Consider the following 18,580-nt stretch of genomic DNA (forward strand, 5'->3'; position numbering starts at 1 on the left):
TCACGTTGATCGCGGGGAAGGGCAGCTGCCCGTCACGCACCAGCTGGTACAGGCGGTTGACGCCGGTGGTGGTTTCTTCACTGACGCCCTTGATCTGGTCGCGGACCTTGGTGAACCAGCCGGGGCTCGCCTCCATCCGCTTCTTGATCTGCGCCTTGATGACTTCTTCCTCTTCCGAGGTCGGGGTCGGGATGACGTCTTCGCCGGCTTCGGCCCGCGCGCCCAGCAGCACGTACAGCGTCGCGTCACCGCCATCGTCGAGGATCATGTTCGGCCCATCCTCGAACATGAAGGACTTGTCGAGGTAATCCCAATGCTCTTCCAGCGTCTGGCCCTTGATCGCGAAGACCGGCGTGCCGCCTTCGGCAATCGCCGCCGCGGCGTGGTCCTGCGTGGAAAAGATGTTGCACGACGCCCAGCGCACATCGGCGCCCAGATCCACCAGCGTCTCGATCAGAACGGCGGTCTGGATGGTCATGTGCAGGCTGCCGACGATGCGCGCGCCCTTCAGCGGTTTGTCTGCTCCGTACTCCTCGCGCAGGGCCATGAGCCCCGGCATCTCGGTTTCGGCGATATCCAGTTCCTTGCGCCCGAAAGCGGCAAGGCTGATATCCTTGACCACGTAGTCCTTTGCCATCTGCTGTATTCCTTGCAATCCAATGTTGCAGGCCAGATAGCACCCGCCGCGCAGACGGGCAATGCAGACTTGCCGCGGCGTTGCGTCCGGTAAGTAATATTCAAATCACTGCCGGTTTAACTGGCGGACCCGAGGATAGGCGCATCCGGTGCGGCCTGATGCCAGTCGGTGCCGGTGGCCACGATACAGGTCATGCCGTCGGGCCGCGTCATCATCACCGTAAAGGTTCCGGTTTCGCGCGACGACCACACCTCGACTAGCGCCGGTTCGTCATCCGTGCTTTGCAGACCGCCGGCAGTGGGCTGTTCGTCGTAATGGCTGGCCAGCCGGGCCACGACCGTCTCGCGATCTGCACAATTTGCGGCGATGGCGGGCGTGCTCATGACACATGCGCCCAATACTGCCCCGACCGCTGTCAGTTGCCTGATCATCTCAAGCTCCTTTCACAGGTTTATCAGGGGCACGCCGCAGCAGAACCGGCCGCCCCGTTTATGGTCGCGGTCACGTCGATGCGGGGCGGTGCTCGATTGTTTTTTGCCTCTTGAGCCCGGCATCGTTGGCAGCAGTGATGCGATGCAGCCAGTGTGCGGCGGAAATGTGGCAGGAATGTGGCGCACCGGCCCGTGCCAGCGAAGCTTTGCAATTCGGCCATCCCGGGCATAAACCAAAGGCGAACGCCCTTTTGACGGAGCCCGCCATGCCCCCTCCCCGTGCCTGGCAAAAGATGCTGTCCGGTCGCCGTCTCGACCTGCTCGATCCGACGCCCGTCGATATCGAAATCGAGGATATCGCGCATGGGCTTAGCTTCGTCGCGCGCTGGAACGGGCAGACCGACGGCGATTTCGCCTATTCGGTGGCCGAACATTCCTTGCTGGTGGAAAGGCTCTATTCCCGCCTGATTCCGCGTCCCGAGCCGAAATGGCAGCTGGCCGCGCTGCTGCACGACGCGCCGGAATACGTGATCGGCGACATGATCTCGCCGGTGAAGAACGCGGTGGGGCCGGCCTATGACGAGCTCGACAAGCGTCTGGCGGCGGCGGTGCACCTGCGCTTTGGCCTGCCCGCTACGATCCCGGCGCAGGTCAAGAAGTCGATCAAGAAGGCCGACAAGATCAGCGCCTGGATGGAGGCCACGACCATCGCCGGCTTTTCCGAGGCCGAGGCGACGCGTTTCTTCGGCACGCCCCCAACTGATATCATCGACGGCCTGCGCATCGTGCTGCGCCCGCCGATGGAGGCGCGCGCCGATTACACCGCCCGCCATGCCGAGCTGATGCGCCTGACCGGATGATCCACGTCCGGCAGGCCAATCCGCTCGATGCCCGCCAGATGGCAGAGCTTCTGAACGAGATCATTGCCAAGGGCGGTACCACGGCGCGGACCGCACCCATCACGCCCGAAGAGATGCAGGTCGAAATGCGGCTCTATCCCGGCCAAAACACGTGGATCCTGGCCGAGAACGACGCCGCGCAGGTTCTCGGCTTTCAGCATATCGGCCCGCATCCCGACCTGCCGCCCGAGGCCGCGGATATCGCCACCTTCGTGCGGCTGGGGCAGACTGGTCTGGGTATCGGCTCGAAACTCTTCGAAGCCACCAAAGCCCGCGCCAAGCGGATCGGGTATAAATGGATCAACGCCACGATCCGCGCCGACAACGACAGCGGCCTGATCTATTACCAAAGCAAGGGGTTCGAGGATTACAGGCGCATCCCCGACACGGTGCTGGCTGACGGCACCACTGTCGACCGCATCTGCAAACGGTACGACTTATCGCGGTGACCGTTTCGCCAGGATGCGCTGCAACGTCCGCCGGTGCATGTTCAGCCGCCGCGCCGTCTCGCTGACATTGCGGTCGCACAGCTCATAGACCCGCTGGATGTGTTCCCACCGCACGCGGTCGGCGCTCATCGGGTTGTCGGGGGGCGGCGGCATCTCGTCATCCTTGGCCAGCAGGGCGTTGGTGATGTCGGTCGCATCGGCGGGCTTCGACAGGTAATCAGTCGCGCCGATCTTCACCGCCGCCACGGCGGTGGCAATCGCGCCATAGCCCGTCAGCACCACGACCCGGCTGTCGGGCCGCTTTTCGCGGATGGTTTCCACCACATCCAGGCCATTGCCATCCTCCAGCCGCAAATCGCACACGGCATAGGCCGGCGGCCGCGCCGTGGCGATGGCTTGCCCCGCGGCCACCGAGCCGGCCATTTCCACCTCGAACCCCCGCTTTTCCATCGCCTTGGCAAGGCGCCGCAGAAAGGGCTCGTCGTCATCGACAAGCAGCAATGTCCTGTCGGTTCCGATTTCGGTGTGCTCGGCTGTCATGCAAGTCTCCTCCCGCTCGCAACTTCAGATGTAGCGCCGCCCCCATGATGCGTCAAACTATCGCAGGGTCAACTGGCATCTAAGTAGCACTGGACGCGGTCGGCCATTTGCTCAGCGGTGTCATCCCGCCGGAAAAACTCGACAAATCCGTGTTCGGGCAAGGTGAGATAGGTGAAAGTCGAGTGATCGACGAGGTAGTAATCGGGATCGTCGCTGTCCTGCTTTGACGAAAACGCGCGATAGGCCGTGGTCGCCGCCTTCACCTGTTCTTCGCTGCCCGTCAGGCCCAGAAGGTCGGGGTGAAAGGCATCGGTGAACTCGCGCATCACTTCGACCGTGTCACGCTCGGGGTCGACGGTGATGAAAACCGGCTTCACATCCTCGCCACGCTCTTCCAGCATCTCCACCGCGGCCACGTTGCGGGCGTTGTCGATGGGGCAGACATCGGGGCAGAAGGTATAACCGAAATAGATCAGCGACGGCTTGTCGATGACATCCTCCTCGGTGACCGTCTCGCCCGTCTCGCTGACCAGCGTGAATGGCCCGCCGATGGCACCTTCCCCGCCGGCCACCGCACCGCCGCGACATTGGGCGAACTGGTCGCCATCCGCACCGCCGCGCTGAGCCAGGAAATACGTCACGCCCAAAAGCGCGATCACCGCCACACCCGCAAGAATTGCATAAACTCGTGTCATGGCGCCTGTCACCTCGCTAGGATTATCCGCGTGCCTGTGGCACATCTAAGGCGATGCTTCGGCGATTGAAAGAGAGACAAGATCACGCATGACACAGGCGCCGCCCGCCCCACAGGAATTCGGCACCGGCCGGCAATCGGTGCCGCTGCGCACGCTGGTCGTTCTGCGCTGGTGGGCCGTGGCCGGCCAGATGGCCGCGCTGCTGGTGGCGCAATACGTGCTGGGCCTGACGCTGGCCTACGGGCTGTGTTACTTCGTGGTTGGCTTGTCGATCATCTCGAACGTCACGGCCTATTTCGTATTCCCCGAGACCAAGCGCCTCAGCCAGCGCGAAACGCTGCTGGTAGTTCTGTTCGACATGCTTCAGCTTGGCGTGCTGCTGTACCTGACGGGGGGTCTGAACAACCCGTTCTCGATCCTGATCGTGGGCCCGGTCACTGTGTCGGCCTCGGCGCTGACCGCGGGCTCGACGATCTTTCTTGGTGGGATGGCGATCCTGATCACGTCGGCGCTGACGCGGTTCTACATGCCGCTGACAACGCAGACTGGCGAACTTCTGTTCATCCCCGACCTGTTCCTCTTTGGCAACTGGATCGCGATCCTGATTGCGGTGGTGTTCCTTGGTGTCTATTCCCGCCGGATCGTCTCGGAAATGTATGCCATGTCCGAGGCGCTGCAGGCCACGCAGATGGCGCTGGCCCGCGAGCAAAAGCTGACCGATCTGGGCGGCGTGGTGGCCGCAGCCGCGCACGAGCTGGGCACGCCGCTCGCCACCATCAAGCTGACCAGCGCCGAACTGGCCGAAGAGCTGGACGATCATCCCGAATTGCGCGCCGACGCGCTCTTGATCCGCGAACAGGCCGACCGCTGCCGCGATATCCTGCGATCCATGGGACGGGCGGGCAAGGACGACCTGCACCTGCGTCGCGCGCCCCTGTCGGCCCTGCTCGAAGAAGCCGCCGAGCCGCATCTCAACCGCGGCAAGGATATCCGGTTCGAGATCGTCGCCGACATCGCCCGTGCCGGACCGCAACCCACCGTTCTACGCCGGCCCGAGGTCATCCACGGACTGCGCAACCTTATCCAGAATGCAGTCGATTTCAGCCGGAACAGTGTCTGGATCGACAGCGAATGGACAGATACGGACATCACCGTGCGGATCATGGATGACGGAAATGGCTATCCGCAGCAATTTCTGGGCCGCATCGGCGAGCCCTTCATCGGGCGCCGCTCTGCACGCGCCGAGCCGCAGCGCCCGGGCTATGAGGGCATGGGGCTGGGCCTGTTTATCGCCAAGACGCTGCTGGAACGCTCCGGCGCGGACCTGACCTTTGCCAATGGCAGCGACTCGTTTCGCAAACGCGAAGGCTATTCCGAGCGCACCGGCGCCTTTGTCGAGGTGTCCTGGCCCCGGTCCCGGCTGGAGGGCGACGCCCAGCAGGGGCGGCAGTCACTGGGCGAAAACCAATTGATCCAGACCTGAGGGCAATCTCCGTCGCGCCCGTTTTCGTTAACGGCGCATTAACCTTGTCGCGCCATGTTGGGCCCCGTCACGGGATCAGGACGCTTTGCATGACTGGCCTCTCGCCAATTTCACTCGCACTGGCGCTCGCGGTATCGGCGGTGATCTCCGTGCTGGTGCTGTGGGCGCTGGGGCGATCCTGGCGCGCGCCTGCACCGGGCTCTGCCGACCCTGTGACACCCGATGCACAATCAGCCGGCTTCCTGTTTCACGACGACGCCCTGACCCACCAGGACACGCGGCCGGGTACTCTGTCCGGTCTGACCTCGGACGATATCAACGACTGGTCCGACCTGCGCCGCTGGCTGGGCACGCGTTTTGGGCCACTGCCCCGTTCCCTGAACGAACTGGACGATGGGGAAATCCGCGATCTGCCCGCAACCGACAGCGACGATCACGCCCTGCTGACCCTGTCGCGCCGGCATGATACCGAACGGGTCGAGGTGACAGAGCCCTTGGCCCCCGGCCCTTTGGACCGGCACGGCGCCCGGCGGCTTGAAAACGCGGTCGCCCGCTATCAGGCGGTGTTCAATCATGCCCCCTGCGCCGTGCGCATCCTGGACGCGTCCGGTCACACGATCTGGCAGAACGCCGCTTTTCACGACTATCCCGATGCGCTGGCACGACAGCTTGTCGATACCGCCGCCGCGACCGACGGCGAAAGCCGCGTGCGCATCCCGTCTCAGGATACCGCGCAGGATCGCATATTCGAGGTCGAGCACGTTCAGGCCGCCGATGTCCGCGCTGTCTTCGCCACGGATGTCACCCGGGTGGCCAACGCCGAAACGGTCCGGCAAGAGTTCATCCAGACCCTGACCAAGATCTTCGCCAACCTGACCACCGGCCTTGCGATTTTCGATCGCAACCGCCGACTGGCCCTGTTCAACCCCGCGCTGCTGGATCTGACTGGGCTGCCCGCGCCGCTCTTGTCGGCGCAGCCGCCGCTGATGCAGTTCTTCGACAGCCTGCGCGACAACCGCGTCCTGCCAGAGCCCAAGAATTATGGCACCTGGCGCAAACAGATCGAGGACATGATCAGCACCGCCGCCGGGGGACTCTACCTTGAGGACTGGCATCTGCCCAACGGCATGACCTATCGCGTCACCGGGCGGCCGCACCCTGATGGGGCCATCGCCTTTCTTTTCGAGGACATCACCGACAACATTTCGCTGGCGCGCCACTATCACAGCCAGGTCAGCCTGCGCGAGGCGGTGCTGGACGCCAGTGACCACGCAATTGTCGTGTTCGGCCCGGACAATATCGTGACCCTCTGCAACCTGACGTGCCGTCAAATGCTCGGGATCGATCCCGACGCCTCGTTCGCCGATATGACGTTGCACGATTTCCTGTTGGTCGGCCGCAAGGCGCTGCCGGGCATGGGCTGGACCCGCGTTGAACAGGCGATCCTCGCACGCGACACGCTCGACGTCACGATGACCGGGCCAGACGGCACGGCTCTGTCCTGCCAGGTCCGGCACCTGCCGGGCAACTCGTCGATGGTGACGCTGGGGGCCTTGCACGATGTGCCCCATCCGACTGCGAAAGTCCCCGTCTGACCCGCGCTTTGACTTGCAGGCCACTGCCGGCGGTGTAGTGTCGGGCCATGCCCACCCGCCGCCTGCACCTTACCCTGTCCGGTCCCGACGCCACCGCCGGACTGGCCCGGCGTATCGGTGCCGTTTTGCGCCCCGGCGACGTGCTCTTGCTCGACGGGCCGGTGGGCGCCGGAAAGACCCATTTCGCCCGCAGCCTGATCCAATCCCTGCTGCCTGCGCCCGAAGACGTGCCCTCGCCGACCTTCACGCTGGTCCAGACCTACGAGGCGCCGGCGTTCGATATCTGGCACACCGATCTTTATCGCTTGTCTGCGCCCGAAGAGGTGATCGAGCTTGGCCTGCTGGAGGCCTTCGAGCACAGCGTCACGCTGGTCGAATGGCCCGACCGCCTCGGCGCGATTGCCCCCGCTGGCGCGCTGTCGCTGACATTTACGCCGCAGGACGACCCCGATCAGCGCGGTCTTGACATCACCTGGCACGATCCGCGATGGGACGGTCGGGCAGGGGAGTTTTCCGAATGAGTGCGCTTGAACAGAAGAGTCGCGAGGACGAAATCCGTGACTTCATCGAGCGTTCAGGATGGGCGGACGCAGTCGTCTCGCACCTTGCCGGCGACGCATCCAACCGCCGTTACCTGCGCCTGATCCGCCCCTCCACCGCCCAGCGCGCGGTGTTGATGGACGCGCCGCCCCACAAGGGCGAGGATGTGCGTCCATTCATCCACATCGCGGAACACCTGATCGGCATCGGCCTCAGCGCCCCGCGCGTGCTGGCCCGTGACGAAGACACCGGCCTGCTGCTGCTGGAAGATCTTGGCGATGCGCTGTTCGCCAGCATCGTGCCGCGCAATCCAGATCTTGAAGAGCGGCTCTATTCCACCGCAACCGACGTCCTGATCCACCTGCACGGCCAGACCCCGCCCGCAGGGCTGGCCAGCTATGATCCGCCCACGGCGACCGCGCTGTCTGCTCTGGTATTCGACTGGTACATCCCCGGCGCCACCGACACGCACGGCACCGCCGCACGGCCGGATTTTGAGACCTGCCTGCACGATCTTCTGGCCGAACATGCCGCGGACTGCGATGTGCTGATCCAGCGCGATTACCACGCGCAGAACCTGCTGTGGCTGCCCGACCGCAAGGGGATTGCCCGCGTCGGCCTGCTCGATTTTCAGGATGCGATGCTGGGCCACCGCGCCTATGACCTTGTCTCGCTGCTTCAGGATGCCCGCCGCGACGTGCCGCCCGCGCTCGAGGCGCGGATGCGCGACCGCTACGCGCTTCAGACCGGCCAGCACCCCGAGGCGTTCGCCGCCGCCTATGCCGTGCTCGGCGCCCAGCGCAACCTGCGCATCCTTGGCGTTTTCGCCCGGCTCTGCATCCGCGATGGCAAGGCGCATTACGTCGACCTGATCCCCCGCGTCTGGGATCTGTTGCAGCGTGACCTGGCGCATCCGGCCCTCGCCCCGTTGCGGTCGATCCTTGCTGAAACGCTGCCCGCGCCCGACGCGGCCCTTCTGGAAAAGCTGAAATCGAAATGCGCGACGCCCCCGACGCAGTGATGCTCTTTGCCGCCGGTTTCGGCACGCGGATGGGGGCGCTGACCGCATCCCGGCCCAAGCCGCTGATCAAGGTGGCGGGCAAGCCGCTGCTCGACCACGCGCTGGATCTGGTGGCCGCCTATGGGCCCTCGCGCACGGTGGTCAACGCGCATTACCTGTCGGACCAGATCGCGACGCATGTTGCCGGGCGCGCCATCCACATCTCGGACGAACAGCCCGATATCCTGGAAACCGGCGGCGGGCTGCGCAACGCGTTGCCGCTGCTGGGCGATGGTCCGGTGTTTACCATGAACACCGACGCCGTCTGGGCCGGCCCCAACCCGCTGGCACAGCTTGCCGCGGCGTGGGACCCTGCTCAGATGGACGCGCTGCTGCTCTGCATCCCGACGGACAACGCCATCGGCCACGCGGGCCCCGGCGATTTCGTCACCGATACCGCAGGCCGCGCCAGCCGTGGGCCGGGCGCCATCTATTCCGGTCTCCAGATCCTCAAGACTGACGGGCTTGCGTCCATCCCCCAGCCTGCGTTTTCGCTCAACATCCTGTGGAACCGGATGCTGACAGCGGGCCGTCTGCACGCCGTCACCTATCCCGGACGCTGGTGCGACGTCGGCACGCCCGAGGGCATTGCGCTGGCCGAATCCATGCTGCGAGATGCCGATGTTTGAGCCGCTCGACACCCCGCGCATCTTCGGGATGCCGCTGGGCGCCGACTTCCCCCGCGAACTGGTGCGCGGCCTGCTGGACGCCTACGCGGATCAGCCGCCCGAGGCACTCGCCCGCGTGCATCTCGTCGTCAACACCCGCCGCATGGCCCGCCGCATCCGCTCGCTCTTCGATGCAGGCCCGGCGCTGCTTCTTCCCCGGATCAGCCTTGTCACCGACTTCGGCGAGGTCTTCGGCCTGGCCGATATCCCCGACCCCGTGCCGCTGCTGCGCCGGCGGCTGGAGCTGATCACCGTCGTCTCCGCCCTGCTGGACCAGGAACCGGATCTTGCGCCGCGCGCCGCGCTTTACGACCTATCCGACAGTCTGGCGCAGTTGATGGACGAAATGCACGGCGAGGGTGTCACACCCGACAAAATCGCCCAGATCGACACCAACGACCAGTCCGGTCACTGGGCGCGCATAAAGACGTTTCTGGGCATACTCAGTCCCTATTTCGACGCCAGCAGCGACGCGCCGGATGCCGAAACCCGCCAGCGCCTGGTGATCGAGACCTATGCGCAACTCTGGAAGGACCAGCCACCCGATCATCCGATCATCCTGGCCGGGTCCACCGGCTCGCGCGGGGCGACGCGGCTGTTGATGAAAACCGTGGCGCAACTGCCTTTGGGGGCCGTTGTGCTGCCGGGCTTCGACGCCGATCAGCCCGACCATGTCTGGGCCAAGCTCGACGATCCGCGCACCAGCGAGGAACACCCGCAATACCGTTTCGCACAGCTTCTGTCCGATCTGGGCGCCGGCCCCTCCATCATCCGCCCCTGGCCCGGAACAGAGCCTGTTTCGCCCGAACGCAACCGGCTTGTCTCACTCGCCCTGCGCCCCGCGCCCGTGACGGACGAATGGTTGTCGCACGGCCCCGCCCTGGCCCCCGATATCGCGCCTGCGACCGCGGGCATAACCCTGCTCGAGGCACCCTCCGCCCGGATTGAGGCGCTCTGCATCGCCATGCGCCTGCGCGAGGCCGTCGAGCACGGGCAGACCGCCGCGCTGATCACGCCCGACCGGACCCTGACCCGACGGGTCGCCTCGGCGCTGGACCGGTGGGGGATTAACCCCGATGACAGCGCCGGCGTGCCGCTGCACCATTCCGCGCCCGGCCGGTTTCTGCGCCACGTGGCCGAAATGCTGAACGCGCCGCTGGATGCCGCGCAATTGCTGACCCTGCTGAAACATCCCCTGACGAACATGGCCGGCGAACGCGGCCCGCATCTGAGACTGACGCGCGAACTGGAACTCTACCTTCGCCGAAACGGCCCCCCCGAGCCCGATCTGTCAACGCTCGAAACCTGGGCCGCAACGGTCGAAGATGCCTATCTGGACCCATGGCTTGACTGGCTGCGGTCGTGCTTTTTCAACCAGTCAAGGCTCGAGGCGCGACCCTTGAGCCAGATCGTCGACGCGCATATCGCGTTGGCCGAGGCCATCTCGCGTGGTCCCGATGCCAATGCCCCGCTTCGGCTGTGGGACGAAGGCGCGGGGCGCGAGGCGCAAAAATGCGTCTCTAACCTTGCCGAGAATGCCGAGTACGGTCAGGCCATGCGGGCGCTGGATTACATCAACCTCTTCCACGCCATCCTGTCGCGCGAAACCGTGCGCAGCCAGACCGACACGGACCCCCGCGTCCTGATCTGGGGCACGCTCGAAGCGCGGGTGCAGGGCGCCGACCTGCTCATCCTGTCTGGCCTGAACGAGGGCACATGGCCCGAAACACCGCCGCGCGACCCCTGGCTTAACCGCGAGATGCGGCACCAGGCCGGGCTTTTGCTGCCCGAACGCAAGATCGGCCTTTCCGCGCATGACTTCCAACAGGCGGTCACGGCCACGCAAACCGTCTGGATCACCCGTGCTATCCGATCGGACGACGCACAAACGGTGCCGTCGCGCTGGCTGAACCGGCTGACAAACCTGCTTCAGGGTTTGACGGAAGAGGGTGGCGCTGCGGCGCTCGACGCCATGCGGCAACGCGGCCGTGACGCGCTCGCGCTGGCCGAGGCGTTCGAGGCGGTCGCACCGACACCCAGCGCCCGGCGCCCGGCGCCGATCCCGCCTGTCGCGGCGCGGCCCAAGGAGCTCTCCGTGACACGGATCGAAAAGCTGATCCGCGATCCCTACGCGATCTATGCCGACAAGATCCTGCGCCTGCGCCCGCTGGACCCATTGATGAAACTGCCCGATGCCCGGCTGCGCGGCGAGGTGCTGCACGATGTTCTGGAACACGCGATCAAGGACACGCTGGAGGATCCCGACGCTCTAACACCGGACTTTCTAACCCAGAAAACAGTCTCTGTTCTGGCCGAAACCGTGTCGTGGGGCGAGGCGCGGGCGCTGTGGTTCGCGCGGATGGCCCGTATCGCCGCGTGGTTCGTCGAGACCGAAGCAATACGCCGCGCGCTGGCCCGGCCCAGCGCGTTCGAGGAGATGGCCAGCGCCCGCGTCGAGCCGCATGATTTCACCCTCACCGCCAAGGCCGACCGCATCGACATCGATGCGGGCGGAGCCTTGCATATCTACGATTACAAGACCGGCGCACCGCCCTCGGCCAAGTCGCAGAAAGCGTTCGAAAAGCAGCTTTTGCTGGAGGCCGCGCTGGCCGAACGCGCCGGGTTCGGCGATCTTGCGCCCGGCCCGGTCGCGCGCGCCACCTTCATCGGGCTGACCGGCGACCCCCGCGAGGTGCCGGCACCGCTGGACGAGGTGCCGACCGGCCAGACCTGGGCGGAACTGAGCGATCTTATCGCACGCTACCTGGACCCGAACCAAGGCTACCTGTCGCGCCGCGCGATGAAGACCAAGGACATGGCGGGCGATTACGATCAACTGGCCCGTTTCGGCGAATGGGACATCACCGACGAGGCCGATCCGGAACGGGTGGGCACATGGTAGACGACGCCACCCAACGCCAGATCGACGCCGCGCGGCCCAACCGCTCGACATGGCTGTCGGCGAATGCCGGATCGGGCAAGACAAAGGTCTTGACCGACCGGGTTGCACGGCTGCTTTTGGCTGGAACAGACCCGCAAAACATCCTGTGCCTGACCTATACCAAGGCCGCCGCATCCGAGATGCAGAACCGCCTGTTCGACCGTCTGGGCGCGTGGGCGATGCTGTCGGATACGAAGCTCGAACAGCAATTGACCGACCTAGGCATCGACGGGTCCATTACTCCAGACCGTCTGCGCGAGGCGCGACGTCTCTTCGCGCTGGCCATCGAGACGCCCGGCGGGCTGAAGATCCAGACGATCCATTCCTTCTGTTCCGCCCTTCTGCGCCGCTTCCCGCTCGAAGCCGGTGTCAGCCCTCAATTCACCGAGATGGAAGACCGCGCCGCCGCTCTGCTGCGGTCCGAGGTCGTCGAGAAGATCGCCAGCGGTCCAGACGCGCAGGGCCTCTACGATCTGGCCGAGCAGTATACCGGCGAGGATCTGGACAGCCTGACACAGGAAATTGTCGGCAAGCGCGACCTACTGTCCCGCCCGGTCAGCGATGCGGACCTGTCAAAGGTCTTTGGCCTGAAACCGGACGACACCGAACAGGCGCTTGTCGCCTCGGTGTTTCTGGGCGGCGAGGCTGATCTGATCGCCGGTCTGCTGCCGCTGCTGACAGCCAGCAGCACCAATGACGCCAAGGCCGCGGTCAAGCTGACAATGGCCGACATTCCGTCGCTTCAGGCTTTGCCGATCCTCGAAGATGTCTTTCTGACCGGCAGCGGGGCAAAATCGCCGTTTTCGGCCAAGATAGGCTCTTTCCCGACCAAGGCCGTGCGCGAGGACAATCCCGATCTGACCGAAAAGCTCAACGCGCTCATGGCCCGCGTCGAGGTGGCTCGCGACACCCGCCTTGCGCTCAACGCCCGGGCCATGGCGCGGATTCTGCATCGCTTCGCGTCTGTCTTCCTGCCCGCCTATGCCGCCGCCAAGGAGGCACGTGGGATGCTGGATTTCGACGACCTCATCCTGCGCAGCCGGAACCTGTTGAACGATCCCAAGGTCGCCGACTGGGTCCTGTTCAAGCTGGACGGCGGTATCGACCATATCCTGGTCGACGAGGCGCAGGACACCAGCCCGGTCCAGTGGAAGCTGATCGAACGCCTGTCGCAGGAATTCACCAGCGGCACCGGCGCCCGCGCCGACCGGCAGCGGACGATCTTCGTCGTGGGCGACAAGAAACAGTCGATCTATTCCTTCCAGGGCGCCGATCCCGAGGGATTCGACCGCATGAAGGAGGATTTTCGCGCCAAGCTGGAGGTCACCGACGCGCCATTGCAGGACATGGAGATGGAATTTTCCTTCCGTTCGGCGCAGACCATCCTGTCGCTGGTCGACGAGACATTCCACGGGCGGGAGTCGAGCGGTTTCACCCAGCGCGAAAGGCACAAGGCGTTCCACGCGGCCATGCCGGGCCGGGTGGATCTCTGGCCGCCCGTGGAAAAGGAAGAGGCCGAGGAGCCGCCCGAGTGGTATGACCCGGTCGATATCAAGACACCGGGCGACCCCGCGACCCGGCTGGCCGCCCAGATCGCGCGCACCATCAAGGCGATGCTCGGCACGCCCTTGCCATCCAAGGACGGCACAAAGGCGACAGCGATCACCGAGGGCGATATCCTGATCCTCGTTCAGCGCCGCTCGGCCCTCTTTCACGAACTCATCCGCGCCTGCAAATCCGAAGGGCTGAGCGTGGCCGGGGCCGACCGCCTGCGCGTGGGCGCGGAACTGGCCGTGCGGGATATCGCGGCGCTTCTGTCATTCCTTGCCACGCCCGAGGACAACCTGTCGCTGGCCTGCGCGCTGCGCTCGCCGCTTTTCGGCTGGTCCGAGTCACAGTTGTTCGACCTCGCACACAACCGGCCCACCCGGTACCTCTGGCAAGCCCTGCGCGACCGTGCGGCGGAGTTTCCCGAAACGCTCGCCATCCTGAACGACCTGCGCGGCGCCGCCGATTTCCTGCGCCCCTATGACATGATCGAGCGCATTCTCACCCGTCACGACGGGCGCGCCCGCCTGCTGTCGCGGCTGGGGCCCGAGGCCGAAGACGGGATCGACGCGCTCTTGTCCCAGGCCATGGCGTACGAGCGCAACGCGATCGACAGCTTGACTGGCTTTCTGGTCTGGATGGAAACCGACGACCTGGAGATCAAGCGCCAGCTGGACACTGCCGGCAACCGCATCCGCGTAATGACCGCCCACGCCGCGAAGGGGCTGGAATCGCCCGTGGTCATCCTGCCCGATTGCGCCAAGCGCGATCTGCGGGTCGATTCCAAGCTGGTTACAGCGGGCGACACCGCCGTGTGGCGACCCCGCAAGGAGGATCTGCCCGCCGCGTTGCAATCCATCGACGAAGCCGGGCGCGAGGCGCAATGGGCCGAGCGCGACCGCCTGCTCTACGTCGCCATGACCCGGGCCGAGAAATGGTTGATCGTCGCCGCGGCAGGCGAGCTCGATAAAGAGGGGCGCGACTGGTACAGCAAGGTGCGCGCCGGGATGCTACGCTCGGACGCCGCCGAACACATGTTCGAGGGCGGGCAGGGGCTGCGGCTGGAAAGTGGCAGTTGGGCTGGTTTAGAGCGTGTTTCCGAAGACGCACCCAAGGCTGCCACACCAGTCGTACCGGCCTTGTACGCCGGTCCCGCCACGCCCGCGCCGCCCCGGCCCGAGACACTCGCGCCGTCGACCGACCTTGGCGGCGACAAGGCGCTGCCGGGCGAGGCCGGGCTGGACGAGGACGCCGCCAAGCGCCGGGGCCGGCAGATCCACCGGCTGTTGGAACATCTGCCGCAACGCGCCCCGACCGACCGTGCCAGTGCCGCCGCCGCGCTTCTTGCGCACGGTCCAGACGCCGCCACGGATCAAGAACTGGCGCAACTGCTGGCCGAGGCCGAGCAGGTGCTGTCGAGGGAAGACCTGCGCCCCCTCTTTGCGCCTGCCGCACTGGCCGAGGTACCGGTTTCCGCGCATATCGACGCGCTGAACAGCCGCCGGATTCACGGCACGATCGACCGCCTGATCGTCACCCCCGAAAAAATTCTGGCCGTCGATTTCAAGACCAATTCCGTAGTTCCCGATACGCCCGCTGACGTGCCCTCGGGCCTCTTGCGGCAGATGGGCGCCTATGCCCATGCTCTGCAACAGATTTATCCCGACCGCACCATCGAGACCGCTCTGCTCTGGACCCGCACCGCCACGCTCATGCCCCTGCCACACGATCTTGTGACGCAGGCGCTGGCCGACACCCATATAGCTTGACGCTCCCTATGGCTCTACATAGGTTCGCTATTGAACCCGAGCTCAAGGAGAGACCAAGATGGCCACCGTTGCCGTAACCGACGACACGTTCGATAGCGAAGTGAAGAACTCCGACATTCCCGTCGTGGTGGATTTCTGGGCCGAGTGGTGCGGCCCCTGCAAGCAGATCGGCCCGGCCCTGGAAGAGCTGTCGTCCGAGATGGACGGCAAAGTCAAGATCGCCAAGGTGAACGTGGACGAGAACCCCAATTCGCCCTCGCAACTGGGCGTTCGTGGTATTCCGGCGCTCTTCATCTTCAAGAACGGCGAGGTCGTGTCGACCAAGACCGGCGCCGCGCCCAAGGCCGCGCTGCAAGGCTGGATCGAGGAGTCGATCTGAAGCCAATCTAAGTAGAATAGCGAAGGGTCGTCTGCCGGGCGGCCCTTCTTCGTTCAAGCACCACGCGCGGAATCAAGGCGCAGCTAGCTGCGCCGCCGCGCATCGCCGGGCCGCCCCCACGGCACGGCGATTGGGCTGAACTTGGTGCTCCGCTCAAATGTTTCGCGGATTTGGCGACCATAAAGTGTTGAGGAACTCCCGTGGCTCGCCGCACCGCGGCCCGACGCTGCGCGGCTCCATTTGCCCACCCGGGTTGCCACCACGCCCCACGCCTTCCATATAGGTCCAAAGATCAAAGGAGCACCGACCATGAGCGATTTCCCCGGCTGGCACGGCACAACCATCATCGGCGTCCGCAAGGGCGGGCAGGTCGTCGTCGCGGGGGACGGGCAGGTCAGCCTGGGTGACACCGTCATCAAGGGCACCGCCCGCAAGGTCCGCCGCATTAGCCCCGGCGGCTATGACGTGGTTGCCGGGTTCGCCGGGTCCACCGCTGATGCCTTCACCCTGCTGGAACGGCTGGAATCCAAGCTGGAAGCGACCCCCGGCCAGCTGCAACGCGCCAGCGTCGAGCTGGCCAAGGACTGGCGCACCGACAAGTACCTGCAAAAGCTCGAGGCGATGCTGATCGTGACCGACGGGTCACAGCTTTACGTCATCACCGGCGCGGGCGACGTGCTGGAGCCCGAACATGACGTCGCCGCCATCGGCTCTGGCGGGAACTACGCGCTGGCCGCCGCACGCGGCATGATCGACAGCGACAGGTCCGCCGAACAGATCGCGCGGGATGCCATGGCCATCGCCTCGGATATCTGTGTCTACACCAATGGCAACCTCACGGTCGAAAGCATCAGCGCCTGAGACGCCGATCGGAACATAGACGGACCCCAGCACGTTTCCACGGGTGGTAACGTAAAGAGGTTTTCATGAGTCTGCATATCGAAGACACCGGCGGCAACGGCCAGCCGGTCATCCTAATTCACGGCTGGCCACTGTCGTCCGCCGCTTGGGAATACCAAACGCCCGCGCTCAATCAGGCAGGTCATCGCGTCATCGCCTATGACCGCCGCGGCTTTGGCCGTTCGACGGCGCCCGATGACACCTACGACTACGATACGCTGGCCGCCGACCTCGAACAGATCATCAAGGACAAGGACCTGAACGACGTCTCGCTTGTGGGTTTCTCCATGGGCGGCGGCGAGGTCGCGCGTTTCATCGGCAACCACGGCGAAGCGAGGTTGAAGAACGTGGTTTTCGCGTCGGCGGTCCCGCCTTACCTGATGCAATCCGACGACAACCCCGAGGGCCCTTTGACCCAAGAGGCCGCAGATGAGTTCGAGCAGAACCTGCGCGCTGACCGTGACGCGTTCTTCGAAAGCTTCACCAAGGATTTCTTCACCGCCGACGGCGACCTGAAAGTGACCGAGGAACAACGGCAACACGCGCTCGACCTCTGCAAACAATCGAGCCCCGAGGCCGCGCTTGGCTGCATGGAAGCCTGGGCGACAACCGATTTCCGCGAGGATCTGAAAAAGATCACCGTGCCCACGCTGGTCCTGCACGGCACCGCTGACGGCATCGTGCCCGTCGAGGGCTCGGGCCACCGGACGCACAAGATCGTCGCCCACAGTCACCTGTGCGAGATCGACGGCGCGCCGCATGGCTGCAACACCAGCCACGTGCAGGACTTCAACGCGGACTTGCTGGATTTTCTCGGCAAACACTGACAGGTCTGGGCGGGCCTGCGTTTGGCCCGCCCAGTCCACCGGTACAGCCGTTTCGTGTCAGAATGCGGCCTTTCTTTCGTCCAAACGGTTCTTTAGGGCTGTCGCAAAGACGACCAAAGGACCGCTTATGACCCTGACCCAGGACGACCTGCGCGCCGCCACCGCCGCCGGCATCATCGACGAGGCACAGGCCGCGCGCCTCAGCGCCCTGTCGCACGAACGCGCCGGTCGCATCGCCCGGCGTGCCAACGAGGATGAGCCGTTCGAGCTGTTCTCGGGTTTTGCCGAGATCTTCATTTCGCTCGGCCTGATCCTGCTGACCTCCGGCGCGGTGACCTTCGCCTTCGCCGCGGGCGGGGTGTTGTTCGTCATGGCGGCGCTCATGGCCGTCGGTTGGTTCGCCGCGCATTACTTTACGCTGAAACGCCGGATGAGCCTGCCCTCCATCGTACTGGTCTGTACCTATGCCACCGGCGCGGGCGGGCTGATCGGCTATGTCCTCGACATGATCGGCCTCACCTCCGGCGCGCTCGCGGCCATCCTGCTGGGCCTCGGCGGCATGGCGTCGATCCTGTTGCATTACCGCCGTTTCCGCGTGCCGTTCTCGATGCTGCTTGTCGGCCTTTACGGCTTCATGACCATCTATGCGATCACCACCGAAACCAGCCCCGTCGACACGCTGATCACCGGCAGTTTCTGGAGCCTCTTCGACCTCCGCCAGGGTGGGTCGCTGGCCCTCGGCACGCTGATCTTCGGCATCCTCGCCTTCATTGCCGGTCTCTGGTTCGACATGCAGGACCCGCACCGCATCGGCCGCCGCGCCCGCTCGGCCTTCTGGCTGCACCTGCTAGCCGCGCCCGCGCTGGTGAACACCGTGATGATGACCGTCTACAATCTCGACGGCGCGCTCGGCACGATCCTCACGATCATCGGCTTCCTGCTGGTAACCTGCCTCGCGCTTGTGATCGACCGCCGTTCCTTTCTGACCGCCGGAATGGGCTACCTCGCCGCCGTGATCTATTGGCTCTTCAGCATGGACGGCGGCGGCACGCAGCTTCCGCTCCTCATGCTCGTCATCGGCGCCTTCATCACCGGCTTGGGCACCTTCTGGACCCACCTGCGCGTCGCCCTCATGCGCGCCCTGCCGAACTTCCCCGGCAAATCCCGCCTGCCGCCCTGGGACGACGTCACGGCAACCTCCGAATAACCGCACCTTGCG

Annotated in this window: 17 protein-coding genes; 13 read left to right on the forward strand and 4 right to left on the reverse strand. The window is 65.1% G+C overall.

Annotated elements, in window-relative coordinates:
* Together XM53_RS16515 and XM53_RS16520 are read right to left on the reverse strand one after the other, a co-directional pair.
* The coding region (locus tag XM53_RS16515) for an adenosylhomocysteinase (RefSeq protein ID WP_144435576.1) at positions 1-637 on the reverse strand (637 nt) is incomplete at its 3' end.
* Positions 638-753: 116 nt separating this feature from the next.
* Positions 754-1,068: a hypothetical protein gene (locus tag XM53_RS16520; RefSeq protein WP_057795314.1), complete on the reverse strand. Its 315-nt coding sequence runs from the start codon at positions 1,066-1,068 to the stop codon at positions 754-756.
* A gap of 266 nt (positions 1,069-1,334) precedes the next feature.
* Between XM53_RS16520 and XM53_RS16525 the strand changes: the two genes are divergently transcribed.
* Together XM53_RS16525 and XM53_RS16530 are read left to right on the forward strand one after the other, a co-directional pair.
* Complete coding sequence (locus XM53_RS16525; protein WP_057795315.1) at positions 1,335-1,928, forward strand: HD domain-containing protein; 594 nt, start codon at positions 1,335-1,337, stop codon at positions 1,926-1,928.
* Entirely contained in the window at positions 1,925-2,416 is a 492-nt protein-coding gene (locus tag XM53_RS16530) for a GNAT family N-acetyltransferase (RefSeq protein ID WP_057795316.1), read from the forward strand. Before XM53_RS16525 ends, XM53_RS16530 begins: the two co-directional genes overlap by 4 nt.
* On the opposite strand, the gene XM53_RS16535 is transcribed toward XM53_RS16530, so the two are convergent.
* Together XM53_RS16535 and XM53_RS16540 are read right to left on the reverse strand one after the other, a co-directional pair.
* A complete protein-coding gene (locus XM53_RS16535) occupies positions 2,405-2,956 on the reverse strand; it encodes an ActR/PrrA/RegA family redox response regulator transcription factor (RefSeq protein WP_057795317.1) in 552 nt (183 codons plus the stop codon). The genes XM53_RS16530 and XM53_RS16535 overlap by 12 nt on opposite strands.
* 68 nt (positions 2,957-3,024) lie before the next feature.
* Entirely contained in the window at positions 3,025-3,651 is a 627-nt protein-coding gene (locus XM53_RS16540) for an SCO family protein (protein WP_057795318.1), read from the reverse strand.
* An 88-nt stretch (positions 3,652-3,739) separates the two neighbouring features.
* On the opposite strand from XM53_RS16540, the gene regB reads away from it, so the two are divergent.
* The 11 genes from regB (at position 3,740) to XM53_RS16595 (ending at position 18,568) form a co-directional block, all read left to right on the forward strand.
* Positions 3,740-5,134: a sensor histidine kinase RegB gene (regB, locus tag XM53_RS16545; protein ID WP_057795321.1), complete on the forward strand. Its 1,395-nt coding sequence runs from the start codon at positions 3,740-3,742 to the stop codon at positions 5,132-5,134.
* Between the two features lie 89 nt (positions 5,135-5,223).
* Positions 5,224-6,729, forward strand: coding sequence for a PAS-domain containing protein (locus tag XM53_RS16550; protein WP_057795323.1), 1,506 nt, complete (start codon positions 5,224-5,226; stop codon positions 6,727-6,729).
* Positions 6,730-6,776: 47 nt separating this feature from the next.
* Complete coding sequence (gene tsaE, locus XM53_RS16555; RefSeq protein ID WP_057795325.1) at positions 6,777-7,250, forward strand: tRNA (adenosine(37)-N6)-threonylcarbamoyltransferase complex ATPase subunit type 1 TsaE; 474 nt, start codon at positions 6,777-6,779, stop codon at positions 7,248-7,250.
* On the forward strand, positions 7,247-8,290 hold the full coding sequence (locus tag XM53_RS16560) for an aminoglycoside phosphotransferase family protein (protein ID WP_057795328.1): 1,044 nt from the start codon (positions 7,247-7,249) through the stop codon (positions 8,288-8,290). Before tsaE ends, XM53_RS16560 begins: the two co-directional genes overlap by 4 nt.
* Entirely contained in the window at positions 8,266-8,958 is a 693-nt protein-coding gene (locus XM53_RS16565) for a nucleotidyltransferase family protein (RefSeq protein ID WP_057795329.1), read from the forward strand. Before XM53_RS16560 ends, XM53_RS16565 begins: the two co-directional genes overlap by 25 nt.
* Positions 8,951-11,899, forward strand: coding sequence for a double-strand break repair protein AddB (addB, locus tag XM53_RS16570; RefSeq protein WP_057795622.1), 2,949 nt, complete (start codon positions 8,951-8,953; stop codon positions 11,897-11,899). The genes XM53_RS16565 and addB overlap by 8 nt, the downstream gene beginning before the upstream one ends.
* On the forward strand, positions 11,893-15,255 hold the full coding sequence (addA, locus tag XM53_RS16575) for a double-strand break repair helicase AddA (RefSeq protein WP_057795331.1): 3,363 nt from the start codon (positions 11,893-11,895) through the stop codon (positions 15,253-15,255). Before addB ends, addA begins: the two co-directional genes overlap by 7 nt.
* Before the next feature lie 58 nt (positions 15,256-15,313).
* Positions 15,314-15,634, forward strand: coding sequence for a thioredoxin (gene trxA / locus XM53_RS16580; RefSeq protein WP_057795333.1), 321 nt, complete (start codon positions 15,314-15,316; stop codon positions 15,632-15,634).
* A 309-nt stretch (positions 15,635-15,943) separates the two neighbouring features.
* Positions 15,944-16,495, forward strand: coding sequence for an ATP-dependent protease subunit HslV (hslV, locus tag XM53_RS16585; RefSeq protein ID WP_057795335.1), 552 nt, complete (start codon positions 15,944-15,946; stop codon positions 16,493-16,495).
* A 65-nt stretch (positions 16,496-16,560) separates the two neighbouring features.
* Positions 16,561-17,361, forward strand: coding sequence for an alpha/beta fold hydrolase (locus tag XM53_RS16590; RefSeq protein ID WP_057795339.1), 801 nt, complete (start codon positions 16,561-16,563; stop codon positions 17,359-17,361).
* A 127-nt stretch (positions 17,362-17,488) separates the two neighbouring features.
* Complete coding sequence (locus XM53_RS16595) at positions 17,489-18,568, forward strand: hypothetical protein (protein ID WP_057795341.1); 1,080 nt, start codon at positions 17,489-17,491, stop codon at positions 18,566-18,568.
* The last annotated feature ends 12 nt before the right edge of the window (positions 18,569-18,580 follow it).

Source organism: Roseovarius atlanticus, assembly GCF_001441615.1.
Taxonomy (GTDB): Bacteria; Pseudomonadota; Alphaproteobacteria; order Rhodobacterales; family Rhodobacteraceae; genus Roseovarius; species Roseovarius atlanticus.

Bases quoted from the DNA above. Each gene is read 5' to 3' on its own strand.
- XM53_RS16520 (WP_057795314.1), bottom strand. From the start codon at position 1,068: ATGATCAGGCAACTGACAGCGGTCGGGGCAGTATTGGGCGCATGTGTC.
- XM53_RS16525 (WP_057795315.1), top strand. From the start codon at position 1,335: ATGCCCCCTCCCCGTGCCTGGCAAAAGATGCTGTCCGGTCGCCGTCTC.
- XM53_RS16530 (WP_057795316.1), top strand. From the start codon at position 1,925: ATGATCCACGTCCGGCAGGCCAATCCGCTCGATGCCCGCCAGATGGCA.
- XM53_RS16535 (WP_057795317.1), bottom strand. From the start codon at position 2,956: ATGACAGCCGAGCACACCGAAATCGGAACCGACAGGACATTGCTGCTT.
- XM53_RS16540 (WP_057795318.1), bottom strand. From the start codon at position 3,651: ATGACACGAGTTTATGCAATTCTTGCGGGTGTGGCGGTGATCGCGCTT.
- regB (WP_057795321.1), top strand. From the start codon at position 3,740: ATGACACAGGCGCCGCCCGCCCCACAGGAATTCGGCACCGGCCGGCAA.
- XM53_RS16550 (WP_057795323.1), top strand. From the start codon at position 5,224: ATGACTGGCCTCTCGCCAATTTCACTCGCACTGGCGCTCGCGGTATCG.
- tsaE (WP_057795325.1), top strand. From the start codon at position 6,777: ATGCCCACCCGCCGCCTGCACCTTACCCTGTCCGGTCCCGACGCCACC.
- XM53_RS16560 (WP_057795328.1), top strand. From the start codon at position 7,247: ATGAGTGCGCTTGAACAGAAGAGTCGCGAGGACGAAATCCGTGACTTC.
- XM53_RS16565 (WP_057795329.1), top strand. From the start codon at position 8,266: ATGCGCGACGCCCCCGACGCAGTGATGCTCTTTGCCGCCGGTTTCGGC.
- addB (WP_057795622.1), top strand. From the start codon at position 8,951: ATGTTTGAGCCGCTCGACACCCCGCGCATCTTCGGGATGCCGCTGGGC.
- addA (WP_057795331.1), top strand. From the start codon at position 11,893: ATGGTAGACGACGCCACCCAACGCCAGATCGACGCCGCGCGGCCCAAC.
- trxA (WP_057795333.1), top strand. From the start codon at position 15,314: ATGGCCACCGTTGCCGTAACCGACGACACGTTCGATAGCGAAGTGAAG.
- hslV (WP_057795335.1), top strand. From the start codon at position 15,944: ATGAGCGATTTCCCCGGCTGGCACGGCACAACCATCATCGGCGTCCGC.
- XM53_RS16590 (WP_057795339.1), top strand. From the start codon at position 16,561: ATGAGTCTGCATATCGAAGACACCGGCGGCAACGGCCAGCCGGTCATC.
- XM53_RS16595 (WP_057795341.1), top strand. From the start codon at position 17,489: ATGACCCTGACCCAGGACGACCTGCGCGCCGCCACCGCCGCCGGCATC.